The sequence below is a fragment of the Staphylococcus sp. GDX8P54P genome (assembly GCF_017893165.1).
Taxonomy (GTDB): Bacteria; Bacillota; Bacilli; order Staphylococcales; family Staphylococcaceae; genus Staphylococcus; species Staphylococcus borealis.
Genome location: NZ_JAESMM010000022.1, coordinates 1 through 13,479 on the forward strand (window position 1 = coordinate 1; position 13,479 = coordinate 13,479).

Here is a 13,479-nt window from a genome sequence, read left to right on the forward strand (position 1 = left end):
AATTATAGGCGCTTCGTCAAATGGGAGCGGGACAGAATTCTTTTGAATTCGTCGTCCACTCCCAGCTTGCTTTGTTTGTAGAATTTCTTAGTGAAATTCTCTTTGTTGGGGCCCCGCGCGCAAGGATGACTAGGTTTGAAAAAGCTTGATCTAAGCGCATTTTCAAATCAGTCAGCTACTGCCAAAATGATAAATTAAGCTGGGACATTTTATTTTGTCCCAGCTTTTTCTTAATATATGTTCATTTATTTATATTGGATGTTACCACCATCCGTTTGATTCACGGAAACTAATCGCAGCTTCAATAGAGCCATAGCGTTCTTTAGCATATGAAATCATGCCTTTAGTTTGAGTTTCAACTGAACCATAACCCCAAGATTGATTGGTTTGTCCTAAACCATGATATTGTCCGTTAGACGCATTAGGATCTCCACCGGATTCAGGTAAGACAATTTTCTCCCATAGTTCTTGCGTTCCTCCAGCTGCGATAAATTGTTTGTATACTGAAGATGAACTTTCATCACTAGAAGTTGTAGTATTACTTGTTGATGCAGTATTTTCTGATGAAGTATCAGTAGTATTTGAAGTTGTAGTTGCTGCTGATGCTACCTTTGAATATTGATTTTGTTGTGAAGGTTGAGTTTGTTGTAACTGTGTATGTTGATTATATTGACATGATTGTTGTTGGTTGTGTGTCATTTCACTTGCGTGCGCTTGACCTGATTGCAATCCTGCGGCACCTAAAGATACCATCGTCATTAACGTAAATATTGATTTCTTCATATTAAATAATCTCCTTTAAAATTGGTTTTTGTAATGTAACTAAAAATACTAAATTTAGGCTAAGGCAATACAATATTATGAATTAACCAAAGTATTCGCAGTAGCTGACTTAAATGCATAGGGACTAAAACGAAACGATGCACAATTTTAGTTAGCTCTTTGAATTAATAGCATTTAATCACGATATCCCAATAAGTCTTGCTGTTGATTACGGTAGATACACTATAGCACCTTAATTGATGACATAGGTTACTACAAAATCAAAAAAACATATCAAAGATGTACTGAAGATAACGAACATGACAAAATGACGTCATTTATGGCATTAAGGGACTGAATCTTAGATATTATGAAATTTGGCGAAATAGTTTTATAATAAATGTAATAGAAAAAGAGTAAGTCACTTGTTGCAAAGCATAGGGAAGTAAATTTTAAATTAGAAGTTAGGCATTGATTGATGACATGCTAAATGAAATCATACAATCGATCTAACGTATAGGAAGGTGTTTTATATGCCAAAATTAATTTTATGTCGTCACGGTCAAAGTGAATGGAATGCTAAAAATTTATTTACAGGTTGGGAAGATGTTCAACTATCTGAACAGGGACGTAATGAAGCCATAACATCTGGGCGTAAATTAAAAGAAAATGGCATTGAAATTGATGTAGCGTTTACTTCATTATTAACGAGAGCATTAGAAACAACTCAGTTTTTATTAGCTGAATCAGATCAAGAATGGATTCCAGTCCATAAGAGTTGGCGTTTAAATGAACGCCATTATGGTAAATTACAAGGACTTAATAAAGATGAAGCACGTAAAGAATTTGGTGAAGAACAAGTGCATCAATGGCGACGCTCATATGATGTTAAACCACCTGCACAAACTGAAGAACAACGTGAATCTTATTTAAAAGATCGTCGTTATAGACATTTAGATCATCGCATGATGCCTTATTCAGAAAGTTTAAAAACGACATTAGAACGAGTGGTACCCATTTGGACAGATAAAATTTCTCAACATCTATTAGATGGAGAAACGGTTTTAGTCGCTGCACATGGTAATTCAATACGTGCGTTAATTAAATATTTGGATAATGTATCTGATGAAGATATTATTGGATATGAAATTAAAACAGGTGCACCGCTAATTTACGAATTAGATGACAATTTAAATGTCATTGATCATTATTATTTATAATTCATAAATTAAAGGAGTAGTACAAGTAATGCTATGCGATAGATTACATGTGCTACTCCTTTTTTAGGAGTTATTTATGGAAGAAATGGATTGTATTAAGCTGATTTACGATTGCGTTTATGTTGTTTGATGACTTTTAATGCACGCTTGCGCGTTTTGATATTAGGACTGTTCAAATTACGACGTGCTGTTTGTAAATCTAGTTTCATATTTGATTCCTCCTTTTTAAAAGCATAAAGGAAAATAGTAAAAATGTAAATAGTAATTATTACGATTTATAAAAATAATATTAATATCTTATATGAAAATCAAAAAATGATATTGTATAATAGTCAAATGTATCTATTGAACGCATAAATAGATAGAAGGGGAATAGTATGTCACATAAACAAAAATTAGCAATGATATTTACGATGTTATTAGGTGGATTCTTTGGATTACTTAATGAAACATTACTTACTACAGCATTGCCGAGTATCATGAAAGATTTCAATATTGAATATTCACAAGTTCAATGGTTAACAACAGCATTCTTACTCACTAATGGCGTTGTTATTCCGTTATCTGCATTTATTATACAGCGATACTCTACGAGACAAGTCTTCTTAACTGGAATTGTCATCTTCTTCCTTGGGACGATGCTAGGTGGTTTTAGTCCGAACTTTACGATACTTTTAATTGCTCGAATTATACAAGCTTTAGGCTCAGGTATTATGATGCCATTGATGATGACGACCATTCTAGATATCTTTCAACCGCATGAACGTGGTAAATATATGGGGATGTTTGGACTCGTTATAGGTCTTGCTCCAGCCATTGGACCTACATTATCTGGTTATTTAGTGGAATATTTTAATTGGCGATCACTGTTCCATGTCGTTGCACCGATTTCAGCAATCACATTTCTGATTGCATTAAAAATTATTAAAAATGTAGGAACAACCGTTAGAACACCTATCGATCTCATTTCTATCACATTATCAATACTAGGTTTTGGTGGATTGTTATACGGTGTAAGTTCTATTTCGAGTGATGGATGGGATGATCCGCTTGTCTTAACCACGATTATTGGTGGCTTAATATTAGTAGGTTTGTTTATTTGGCGCCAAGAAAAACTTGATAATCCGTTATTAAGCTTTAAAGTATTTAAGAATAAAGAGTTTGCAGTTGGGTTATCGATAATGGCTGCAACCATGATTTCAATGATTGGTTCTGAAACAGTATTGCCAATGTTTGTACAAAACTTGCTAGGTCGAACACCGATTGACTCAGGACTTATCTTACTTCCAGGTGCCATTGTGATGGCCATCATGTCGATTATTTCAGGATGGTTATATGAAACGTTTGGGGCTAAAGTATTAGCGATTATAGGCATGTTTATTGTACTGGTAACGACATCGTACTTTGTAGTGATGGACGAGCATACGTCAACCATTATGTTAGCAACGATTTATGCGATTCGTATGATTGGTATCGCATTGGGCTTAATGCCAATTATGACACATACAATGAATCAACTAACACCAGAACTTAATGCACATGGTTCGTCAATGACAAATACCATTCAACAAATTGCCGGTTCAATTGGAACAGCAGGCTTGATTACGATATTAAGTACAGCAAGTAAAAACTTTCAACCGACAATGCATGATTATCACGGTATGAATAAAACTGAAACGGCAGGACAAATACAGATTGATGCTATGCTTCATGGTTACCATTCAGGGTTTATGTTTGCTGTAATCATTACGATTATTAGTTTATTGCTTACATTTTTAATTAAAAGCAAGAAAAAAGTAAAGGCTGAAGCGAAGTTGCAAGATCAATAAGTTAATAATGTATTGCACGAAATGATAAGAGATCAAGATGAGCGTGATTTGGAAAATACTTGATATTCCAATGTAGCTTTAGGAATGTAATCCATGTCTTCCCTAAAACATAAACGCTTTATGTCTTGGTCTCTTTTCTTTATCATTAATATCCAAACATTCTGAACACTTAATTAAACATAAAAATAATGTTGACTATTCCTACCTATGAGATTAGAATTAATTTATTCTGACTAATCTAATAGGAATATGGAGGACAAGGTAGATGAAAAGACTTTTATTTGTTGCTTTAGCACTTATCTTTGTGTTAGCTGCTTGTGGAAATGGAGGATCATCAGATAAAAATAGTGATTCTAAATCAAGTAGTAGCAATAGTGATAGTAAAACACTGAAAGTAGGAACTGAAGGTACATATGCACCATTCACTTTCCATAATAAACAAGACAAATTAACTGGTTACGATATTGATGTCATCAAAGCAGTTGCAAAAGAAAAAGGTTACAAACTTAAATTCAATGAAACATCATGGGATTCAATGTTTGCTGGCTTAGACGCTAAACGTTTTGATGTGATTGCTAACCAAGTAGGTGTAAATAAAGAAAGAGAGAATAAATATAAATTCTCTACACCTTACACGTATTCAAGCGCAGTTTTAGTAGTTCGTGAAAATGAAAAAGATATCAAATCATTTGATGATGTTAAAGGTAAGAAAATGGCGCAAACATTTACGTCAAACTATGGTCAATTAGCTAAAGATAAAGGTGCAGATATTACGAAAGTTGATGGCTTTAACCAAGCGATGGACTTATTATTATCTAATCGTGTTGATGGTACATTTAACGATAGCTTATCTTACTTAGACTATAAAAAACAAAAACCAAATGCTAAAATCAAAGCAATCAAAGGTAATGCAGAACAAAGTAAATCAGCATTTGCATTTAATAAAGATGTTGATGAAAAAGTTGTATCTGATTTCAATGATGGCATTAAAACATTAAAAGAAAATGGCGAATTAGCAAAAATTGGTAAGAAATGGTTCGGTGAAAATGTTTCTGAGCCTAAATAGTCAACAACAACATGCATTAGATGCGGCAGGGCAAGCATTTGGACCGATGTTGGAAGGATTATTAAAATATTCTATTCCAATTACCATTGTTACATTTATCTTAGGTTTGATCATTGCTTTATTTACAGCGTTAATGCGTATTTCAACAAGTAAAGTTTTAAAAGGTATTGCACGTGTTTATGTGTCAATTATTCGTGGTACACCGATGATCGTTCAATTATTCATTATCTTTTATGGTATTCCTGAACTAGGGCGTTTATTAACGGGTAACGCTGATGAACAATGGACATTATCATCCGTTGTATCAGCTATCATTGGTTTATCTCTTAATGTTGGTGCGTATGCATCAGAAATTATACGTGGTGGAATTATTTCAATACCTAAAGGTCAAACTGAAGCGGCTTATTCTATAGGGATGAACTATAGACAAACCATTCAAAGAATTATATTGCCACAAGCGATTCGTGTTTCAATTCCGGCTTTAGGTAATACATTCTTAAGTTTAATTAAAGATACATCATTACTTGGCTTTATCTTGGTAGCAGAAATGTTCCGTAAAGCTCAAGAAGTCGCTTCTACAACTTATGAGTATTTCACAATTTATATACTTGTAGCTGTTATGTATTGGGTAGTATGTTTCATCATTTCAGTTATTCAAAGCTTCTATGAATCATATATTGAAAGAGGGTATAACTCATGATTGAATTAAGTGGTATCCATAAATCGTTCAATGATAAAGAAGTCATTAAAGGTATTGATTTAAATGTAGATAAAGGGGAAGTCGTGACACTGATTGGACGATCTGGTTCAGGTAAGACGACATTACTACGTATGATTAATGCTTTAGAAATTCCAACTGAAGGTAACGTAACGGTTAATGGTGAAAGCTACACAGCTAACAATAAAAAGTCTCAAATAAGCGTACGCAAGCAATCGGGTATGGTATTTCAAAGTTATAACCTATTTCCGCATAAATCAGCATTGGAAAATGTTATGGAAGGGTTAGTGACGGTTAAGAAAATGAATAAAGCAGATGCTAAAGAAAGAGCGATGGGGTTACTTGAAAAAGTTGGTTTAACAAGTGTTAAAGATCAACGCCCACATGCGCTATCAGGTGGTCAACAACAACGTGTAGCCATTGCTAGAGCATTAGCAATGAATCCACAAGTAATGCTATTTGATGAGCCAACGTCTGCTTTAGATCCAGAATTAGTGAATGATGTACTTCGTGTAATCAAAGAATTAGCTGATGAAGGAATGACAATGGTCATTGTTACGCATGAAATGCGTTTCGCACGTCAAGTTTCAAATAAAATCGTCTTTATACATGAAGGACGTATAGGTGAACAAGGGGCACCGGAAGACATCTTCGAACATCCCAAAACAGAAGAATTACGTCGTTTCTTAAATGTAATCAATGAAGACTAATAACAAAACACTTCCTAAAGTACTCACATGTGCTTTAGGAAGTGTTTTTTAGTTGAAATGTTTTTTATCGTGCTTATTTACGATTTAAAAGTTGCATAACTCGGTATGCGAAAGGTTTGATAGGTTTGATGAAATCACCAATATATTCATACACATTCGCGTTGAATCCTTTTTTGAATTGTTGTACACCGAAGTCTTCAGCATCTTCGCTAAAATCTCCAGTAATACCATAGAAATTATAACGATCAACGTTATGTTCTTTCGCGAATTTAATCATGTCCCATTGTAATCGATACGCACCCATGTACGCATTATATTTAGGGTTAGAACCGCTGGATAGGTAATAAACTTCATGGTCATTATATAAATATAAAGCAGCGGCTAGATTAAGTATTTCGCCTTCTTGGGCGATTTTATCTTTCGTTTCATTTAATTTACGTTCGTTACTATCAACTTGTTGTTGTATTTGCGTGCGCTTATTTTTATTTTTCTTAGAATTCGGATTTTCTTTCAACACTGCATCAACGTCCGCTAATTGTTGTGTTAATGTATCATGCTTTTCTTGAAGAGTAGATAAATAATCTTTTAAATCGATATAAGCAAGTTTTAGCATAGCATGGTCTTTGTATGTTTTTTGCATTTCATAAAAGTAAGGTTTGTCTCTAAATTTGAAGCCATGTTTTTCTTCGGCCATTTGGAACAATTCGAAGAAAGTATCTGTTTCATCCATAGGAAGTGTTCTTACTTTTACACCCATTTCATACGTTTTTTTAATATTACGACGAGTTTGATAGTCCATTTCTTTAAGCAGTTGATCTTCTGATTTATCTTTTAAATCTAAGATAGATAACCAACGTATTTGACTCATTGTACTGTAACCAACTGACCATCCTTGATGTTTATAACCCAGTTCTTCCAACGTTTTGATTACGGCACGATTATCATAGCTCTCTAAAATTTCTCCGTCTGCGTTACGTAAGTTCTCTAAAATATATGGATCAACTAAGACATATAGGCAATTGTGTTTTTTTAAATAGCGTGTTAATGATTTAAAGAAAAAGTGAACCAATTCAATATTACTGTAGTCCATTACCGGTCCACGATGTGTATAAAAATATTTGAATACTTTTAATGCACGCGCTTCAGTCATTAATGTAGCGGCGATAACGTTGTTACTGTCATCTTTGACACCTACAATGTGTACATCACCCTTTAATTCATTTCTATTTTCAAAGTGAATTCGTGATTGCGTATAATGTGAGAAATGACTGGACGTAAATTTCTCAAATTCCCCCGATGTTAAAGTTACGAATTTCATATTCATCTACTCCTCTGTATTTTTAAGAATTACATTTCATTTTAGCAAATTACATTAAATATTACACATAATAACTAATTAAATTACATCGTACTTTAGTTGTAGATGGAAATTTATATTTAATTTATAATAATAAATATTTTTACAAAACTAAATTTTTATGAACTAGCGCATAATCTAAAACCATTGTATGATAGTATTTGCAACAGAAGTATAAGGTGAGATTTATAGAATTGGGCAATAGGAGTGAATGTATGAAACGTATATTAGTTATGTTAACTTTAGGTATCGTATTGCTAGCAGCATGCGGTAATGATAAATATGTAGATAAAATAGATAAAGCTGTAAAAATGCAAGATCAAAAGCAAGAACAAATGGCTAAGCATGATACAGGCGATATGGTTAAGCACTTTGATAAAAAAGATGCGAATATTTATGTTTATGAAGATGGTAAGTATGTTGTTTTAGCTTATAAGCCATTAAGTAATAATGAGGAAGTTCATTACTACACATATCAATTTGATGGGAAAAAGGGAAAATATTTGGATAACTTCGATACAAAGCAATATATAGAATCACATGATGCTGATTATAAAGAAGAAAACATGAATTAATACAAAATGAAAAGGAGCATCTATGAAGAAAATCATTTCAATTTTAAGCATGTTGATGGTTATCATCGTCATCATGAGTGCATGTACTAACAACAAAGAGAAACAACCACCTAAAACAAAAAACGGGAAGATTTTAATCGTTGAGTATGGAGATTTTAAATGTCCGTACTGTAAAAAAGTTGAAGAGAACGTCATGCCTACAATAAAAAAAGACTATATTGATACGAATAAAGTCGAGTACCAATTTGTAAATGCTGGCTTTCTAGATAAAGACTCTATAGTTGGTTCAAGAGCTGGCAATGCAGTACAAGAGGTTGCGCCTAATAAATACTTAACATTTCAACGTAATGTATTTGCCAACCAAAAAGACGAAAATAAAAAGTGGCTGACTGAAGACTTTTTAGATAGAGAAATTGATAAATTAGATATTACAAGTCAACAGAAAACAGAAATTAAAAAACAATATAAAACTAAAAATAGTAACGCTTGGAAAAAAGCTGACGAACAAAAGAAACTAACAGAAGATAATAAAATTGACACAGTTCCAACTGTTTTTATCAATGGTAAAAAAGTAAAAGATCCATACAAAGTTAAAGAGTGGACGAAATACTTATAATGCTGAAATGAACGTGTCATAAGCATTAACACTAAAATTGATATACGCCCTTCGAAGTAAACATTGAAAAATGAAACTTTGAAGGGCGTTTTTGTCATCCGGGGCCCCAGCAAAAAGAATTTCACCCAGAAATTCAACAAGCAAAGCAAGCTGGGGTGGGGGCACCAGCAAAGAGAATTTCACCCAGAAATTCGACAAGCAAAACAGAATGGGGTGGCCCAGCATAGAAAATCATGCTACTAGCGTGAAGTGAAGGTTTAAATTTCAAAAGCATTGAATCTAATAATGATAACCATGTATCGAGAGATTAATATAATAAATCAATTTTAATCGATGTCATTTCTTTAAAACGATGAATAAGAAAATTAAAAAAACTATTGTAATTTTATACAAATGAAGCTATACTTTTAAATCGTAATTATTACTATTTAGGAGGAGCATTATGAAGCGATTTTTAAGTCTTACCGTTTTATTATCTATAATATTATGTGTTTTAGTAGCTTGCGGAAAAGAAGATAGTTCTAATAAGGCGTCAAAGGATGGCGATAAAATCAATGTGTCTACAACCGTTTATCCTTTACAATCTTTTATAGAACAAATAGGTGGTAATCATGTGAATGTATCATCCATTTATCCTGCTGGCTCAGACTTACATGATTATGAACCAACTCAGAAAGACATGTTAAAGGTTAATAAATCTGATTTATTCGTGTATACAGGTGACGATTTAGATCCAGTCGCTAAGAAAGTTGCAGCAACAATTAAAGATGATAAAAAGAAAGTATCATTACAAGATAAATTAGACCGTTCAACATTACTCACAGATCAGCATGAACACGGTGATGAAGAACATGCAGATGCACATGAACATCACCACCATCATCATGGCGGATATGATCCACACGTATGGTTAGATCCTGAGAAAAATAAAATCTTTGCTAAAGAAATTAAAGAACAGTTAGTAGCTAAAGATCCAAAACATAAAAATGAATATGAGAAAAATTATAAAAAATTAGAAAAATCATTAGATGACATTGACAATAAATTAAAAGACATTACTAAAGATAAACAAGGTAATGCTGTATTTATTTCACATGAATCATTAGGTTATCTCGCAGATCGCTATGGCTTTGTTCAAAAGGGAATTCAAAATATGAACGCTGAAGACCCTTCTCAAAAAGCACTTACACAATTAGTTAAAGAGATAAATGATAAAAATGTTAAATACATATTATACGAAGATAATGTTGCCAACAAAGTGACTGAGACAATCAGAAAAGAAACCAACGCCAAGCCATTAAAATTCTATAATATGGAGTGATTAAATAAAGAACAATCTAAAGACACATCAATAAATTATCAAACATTAATGAACAAAAATATTGAAGCTTTAGATAAAGCATTGGATTCCAATATAAAAGTGCAAGATGACAAAGCTGAACATAAGCATGACAAAGCAATTTCAGATGGTTATTTTAAAGATGAGCAAGTTAAAGATCGTGCGCTATCAGATTATGAAGGTGAATGGCAATCAGTTTATCCTTATTTAAAAAATGGTGATTTAGATGATGTTATGAAACATAAATCTGAAGAAGATAGCAGTATGACCGCAAAAGAATATAAAGCATACTATGAAAAAGGTTATAAAACTGATATTTCTAACATTCATATTGAAGGTGACAACATTACTTTTGAAAAAAATGGGAATAAGGTAACTGGAACGTATGAATATGTTGGTAAAAAAATCTTAGATTATAAGAAAGGTAATCGCGGTGTGAGATTTATTTATAAATTGAAAAACAATGATACGCCATCATTACCGAAATATGTTCAGTTTAGTGATCATAATATTGCACCTAAGAAAGCTGAACATTTCCATATCTTTATGGGTGATAACAATGAAACATTACTTAAAGAAATGGATCACTGGCCAACGTACTATCCTGCTTCATTAGATAAGGATGATATCAAAGAAGAAATGTTAGCACATTAAATCATTTAAATGTGAGTCGTTTTACTTGTATTTCTATTTAAGTTGCTTTATTATACTAAGTATAATAATTATACAAACTATCGTACTGGTTTTCAGCTACGTAGTTTCATAATTTAAATATTGGAGGTATGTAAACATGGCTAATTTAAATTTAGACCCAGCACATTCAGGAGTTAACTTTTCTATTCAACACTTAGTTGTATCAAATGTTAAAGGACGTTTTAACGAATTTGACGCTAACATCTCAGGTGATTTTAACGATTTAAGTTCATTACAAGGTACGTTTACTGTTAAAGCAAATTCAATTGATACGAAAGTAGCAGATCGTGATAATCATCTTAAAAGCGCAGATTTCTTAGACGCTGAAAACTATCCAGAAATTAAATTTGAAATTACAAAAGTAGATGAAAAATCAGTTACTGGTAACTTAACAATGAAAGACCAAACACATGAAGAAACATTTGATTTAGATTATAAAGGTATTAGCTTAAACCCACTTAACGGTAAAAATACAGCTGGTTTAGTTATTACTGGTAATCTTAATCGTGAAAAATATGGTATTACATTTAACCAACAACTTGAAACTGGCGGATTCTTATTAGGCAAAGACTTACATGTTGAATTCGATTTAGAATTTCCACTTGAAGACTAATCATTCGTCACAATAAATACGACATATAAGCATAGACTCCCTTCAAAGTAGACATTGAGATCATGTGAATTTTGAAGGGAGTTTTTTTATATCTTTGTATTAAAAATAAATAACTGGTAAATTCAGAGTGAGTCATTTTTTAAAGTAGGGGGATTAACATGTCAATTCAGATCAAAGATAATACAATTATATTTACGAGAACGTTCGAAGCACCAATCAATGAAGTATTTGAATCGTACACAACGAAAGCGTTATTTGAGCAATGGTTCCATCCTCAAGGAGGCAAAACAAAGGTATATCGTTTTAATCCGGTTGCCGGTGGGGATGCTTTCTTTGCGATTGAAATGCCAGAACAAACAAGTTATACACTTACAGAATATAAAAAAGTCGAAAAACCGCATCACATTGAATATTTTGATTTCTTTGCTACGCCTCAAGGTGAAAAAGATACAACATTACCTGGTATGCAAATTTTCATGGATTTTACTTCAGAATCAGAGGAACGCACGCGTGTTACATCAACCAACGAAAGATGCTGCGCAACAAGCACTTGATATGGGTGTAGAAGCGGGAATGAATTCTACGTTAGACCAACTTGATGCACTATTGAAACGTAAAAAGTCATAAGGATGTCAAAAAATCTCACTAAATTTACGTTATAATGTAGATGAAATGAGGTTGATGAAATGAAGGAAAGATATTTGAAAGTACTTGCTTTATTTTCAGTTAGTACTTTAATCCCTACAATCCTATTGAATTCAAAAGCGATTGATAATAGTGCAATTAAATATGTGTTAAGAACTGCATTAGGCTATGGTATCTTTGCTACAGGATTGCGTTATTTATCTAGACTTAAATCACAAAAATAGTAAATCTCAAAGTGAGGTGGCATCGTGTTTACACGACACGAGCTCACCTCACTTTTTTGATGTTTGAAATTTAATCTATTCATGTTTTCTTAAAAAATATATAATTGAAACATAACTTGAAAAGGATGTAGGGGGCATACATATGTTGAAGAACAATAAAACGGTTGAAGATACCCACGCAACTCGTGATATTGTAGAAGCGGCTGTTGGACAAGTACAGACGAAAGAAATCATGGCAAAGAAAACGCCTGGACGATACGCTTTGAAAGCGATGATGTCAGGTTTTTTATTAGCAATCGTAACTGTATTTATGTTAGCAATTAAAACACAATTTGCTGGAACTAACGAAGGATTAGTTAATTTATTGGGTGCGATTGCGTTTAGTTTAGCTTTAGTTTTAATTGTATTGACTAATTCAGAATTATTGACCAGTAATTTTATGTATTTAACGGTAGGCTGGTATTACAGAGCGATTACTATTAATAAGATGCTACTCATTTTCTTATTCTGCTTTATTGGAAATATTATTGGCGGATTTATTTTATTTTTCTTAATGAAAGGGACACATATAATGACGCCGGAAATGATTGCCAGTTTAAGTAAAACAGTACATATGAAGACAGTAGAATCAACATGGCTAAATATTTTAGTTAAAGCCATCTTTTGTAACTTCTTTATTAATATTGGTATTTATGTATCTATGTTATTTAAAGAAGGATTAGCAAGAGCGTTCTTTATTGCGGCAGGAGTTGTCGTGTTCGTATTTATGGGTTATGAACACGTTGTCTTTAATGCAGGTTTATATGCAGGCATGGTGTTTTATAATTTAGATGCACTTTCATGGTTAGATGTTATCAAAAATATTGTGTTTGCTTTAATTGGTAACTATATCGGTGGGGGTATCTTTATTGGTTTAGTTTATGCCTATTTGAATGGTTCACGTGATAGTTTAATTAATAAATAAGGCGGATTGGTTGAGATTAACGGCTAGGATAATGAATTCATTAGGAATTCTACCCTATGTTTGTCTCAACTTTTTTTATTAGTGACAAATTAACCAACAGACTTGACTTGATTAGTAGAAAAACATATGATTTTAATCAACATTTAAA

The 13,479-nt window shown here is 32.7% G+C and carries 13 protein-coding genes and 2 pseudogenes; 12 read left to right on the forward strand and 3 right to left on the reverse strand.

Annotation, left to right across the window (positions count from 1 at the left end; genetic code table 11):
• Window positions 1-261: 261 nt before the first annotated feature.
• The gene (locus tag KA909_RS08050) at window positions 262-783 is read right to left on the reverse strand and encodes an aggregation-promoting factor C-terminal-like domain-containing protein (protein WP_193839002.1); all 522 of its coding nucleotides are present in this window, start codon (window positions 781-783) and stop codon (window positions 262-264) included.
• Window positions 784-1,295: 512 nt separating this feature from the next.
• On the opposite strand from KA909_RS08050, the gene KA909_RS08055 reads away from it, so the two are divergent.
• A complete protein-coding gene (locus KA909_RS08055) occupies window positions 1,296-1,982 on the forward strand; it encodes a 2,3-diphosphoglycerate-dependent phosphoglycerate mutase (RefSeq protein WP_011274961.1) in 687 nt (228 codons plus the stop codon).
• 95 nt (window positions 1,983-2,077) lie between these two features.
• On the opposite strand, the gene KA909_RS08060 is transcribed toward KA909_RS08055, so the two are convergent.
• A complete protein-coding gene (locus KA909_RS08060; protein WP_142237115.1) occupies window positions 2,078-2,191 on the reverse strand; it encodes a putative metal homeostasis protein in 114 nt (37 codons plus the stop codon).
• Window positions 2,192-2,359: 168 nt separating this feature from the next.
• Here KA909_RS08060 and KA909_RS08065 point away from each other — a divergent pair, with 168 nt between their 5' ends.
• The 4 genes from KA909_RS08065 (at window position 2,360) to KA909_RS08080 (ending at window position 6,305) form a co-directional block, all read left to right on the forward strand.
• On the forward strand, window positions 2,360-3,811 hold the full coding sequence (locus tag KA909_RS08065) for an MDR family MFS transporter (protein ID WP_193839003.1): 1,452 nt from the start codon (window positions 2,360-2,362) through the stop codon (window positions 3,809-3,811).
• A gap of 265 nt (window positions 3,812-4,076) precedes the next feature.
• Window positions 4,077-4,877: a transporter substrate-binding domain-containing protein gene (locus KA909_RS08070; RefSeq protein ID WP_053028713.1), complete on the forward strand. Its 801-nt coding sequence runs from the start codon at window positions 4,077-4,079 to the stop codon at window positions 4,875-4,877.
• Complete coding sequence (locus KA909_RS08075; protein WP_053029051.1) at window positions 4,858-5,577, forward strand: amino acid ABC transporter permease; 720 nt, start codon at window positions 4,858-4,860, stop codon at window positions 5,575-5,577. Before KA909_RS08070 ends, KA909_RS08075 begins: the two co-directional genes overlap by 20 nt.
• Window positions 5,574-6,305: an amino acid ABC transporter ATP-binding protein gene (locus KA909_RS08080; RefSeq protein WP_193839004.1), complete on the forward strand. Its 732-nt coding sequence runs from the start codon at window positions 5,574-5,576 to the stop codon at window positions 6,303-6,305. The genes KA909_RS08075 and KA909_RS08080 overlap by 4 nt, the downstream gene beginning before the upstream one ends.
• Before the next feature lie 73 nt (window positions 6,306-6,378).
• Here KA909_RS08080 and KA909_RS08085 read toward each other — a convergent pair whose 3' ends face one another.
• Window positions 6,379-7,623, reverse strand: a complete 1,245-nt coding sequence (locus KA909_RS08085) for an aminoacyltransferase (RefSeq protein WP_193839005.1) — start codon at window positions 7,621-7,623, stop codon at window positions 6,379-6,381.
• Between the two features lie 254 nt (window positions 7,624-7,877).
• Between KA909_RS08085 and KA909_RS08090 the strand changes: the two genes are divergently transcribed.
• The 7 genes and pseudogenes from KA909_RS08090 (at window position 7,878) to KA909_RS08120 (ending at window position 13,331) form a co-directional block, all read left to right on the forward strand.
• The gene (locus KA909_RS08090; protein WP_053028710.1) at window positions 7,878-8,237 is read left to right on the forward strand and encodes a DUF4467 domain-containing protein; all 360 of its coding nucleotides are present in this window, start codon (window positions 7,878-7,880) and stop codon (window positions 8,235-8,237) included.
• 22 nt (window positions 8,238-8,259) lie between these two features.
• Window positions 8,260-8,853, forward strand: a complete 594-nt coding sequence (locus KA909_RS08095; protein ID WP_075108110.1) for a DsbA family protein — start codon at window positions 8,260-8,262, stop codon at window positions 8,851-8,853.
• Window positions 8,854-9,295: 442 nt separating this feature from the next.
• Window positions 9,296-10,846, forward strand: a pseudogene (gene adcA / locus KA909_RS08100) (zinc ABC transporter substrate-binding lipoprotein AdcA).
• A 136-nt stretch (window positions 10,847-10,982) separates the two neighbouring features.
• Window positions 10,983-11,498 (forward strand): YceI family protein, encoded by a 516-nt coding sequence (locus KA909_RS08105; RefSeq protein WP_053028707.1) that lies wholly within the window; start codon window positions 10,983-10,985, stop codon window positions 11,496-11,498.
• Between the two features lie 158 nt (window positions 11,499-11,656).
• Window positions 11,657-12,125, forward strand: a pseudogene (locus tag KA909_RS08110) (SRPBCC family protein).
• A 59-nt stretch (window positions 12,126-12,184) separates the two neighbouring features.
• A complete protein-coding gene (locus KA909_RS08115) occupies window positions 12,185-12,367 on the forward strand; it encodes a hypothetical protein (protein ID WP_053028706.1) in 183 nt (60 codons plus the stop codon).
• A 142-nt stretch (window positions 12,368-12,509) separates the two neighbouring features.
• The gene (locus KA909_RS08120; RefSeq protein ID WP_075108105.1) at window positions 12,510-13,331 is read left to right on the forward strand and encodes a formate/nitrite transporter family protein; all 822 of its coding nucleotides are present in this window, start codon (window positions 12,510-12,512) and stop codon (window positions 13,329-13,331) included.
• Window positions 13,332-13,479 lie beyond the last annotated feature (148 nt).

Excerpts from the sequence above, each read along its gene's own strand:
- KA909_RS08050 (WP_193839002.1), bottom strand. The coding sequence starts at position 783 with ATGAAGAAATCAATATTTACGTTAATGACGATGGTATCTTTAGGTGCC.
- KA909_RS08055 (WP_011274961.1), top strand. The coding sequence starts at position 1,296 with ATGCCAAAATTAATTTTATGTCGTCACGGTCAAAGTGAATGGAATGCT.
- KA909_RS08060 (WP_142237115.1), bottom strand. The coding sequence starts at position 2,191 with ATGAAACTAGATTTACAAACAGCACGTCGTAATTTGAACAGTCCTAAT.
- KA909_RS08065 (WP_193839003.1), top strand. The coding sequence starts at position 2,360 with ATGTCACATAAACAAAAATTAGCAATGATATTTACGATGTTATTAGGT.
- KA909_RS08070 (WP_053028713.1), top strand. The coding sequence starts at position 4,077 with ATGAAAAGACTTTTATTTGTTGCTTTAGCACTTATCTTTGTGTTAGCT.
- KA909_RS08075 (WP_053029051.1), top strand. The coding sequence starts at position 4,858 with ATGTTTCTGAGCCTAAATAGTCAACAACAACATGCATTAGATGCGGCA.
- KA909_RS08080 (WP_193839004.1), top strand. The coding sequence starts at position 5,574 with ATGATTGAATTAAGTGGTATCCATAAATCGTTCAATGATAAAGAAGTC.
- KA909_RS08085 (WP_193839005.1), bottom strand. The coding sequence starts at position 7,623 with ATGAAATTCGTAACTTTAACATCGGGGGAATTTGAGAAATTTACGTCC.
- KA909_RS08090 (WP_053028710.1), top strand. The coding sequence starts at position 7,878 with ATGAAACGTATATTAGTTATGTTAACTTTAGGTATCGTATTGCTAGCA.
- KA909_RS08095 (WP_075108110.1), top strand. The coding sequence starts at position 8,260 with ATGAAGAAAATCATTTCAATTTTAAGCATGTTGATGGTTATCATCGTC.
- KA909_RS08105 (WP_053028707.1), top strand. The coding sequence starts at position 10,983 with ATGGCTAATTTAAATTTAGACCCAGCACATTCAGGAGTTAACTTTTCT.
- KA909_RS08115 (WP_053028706.1), top strand. The coding sequence starts at position 12,185 with ATGAAGGAAAGATATTTGAAAGTACTTGCTTTATTTTCAGTTAGTACT.
- KA909_RS08120 (WP_075108105.1), top strand. The coding sequence starts at position 12,510 with ATGTTGAAGAACAATAAAACGGTTGAAGATACCCACGCAACTCGTGAT.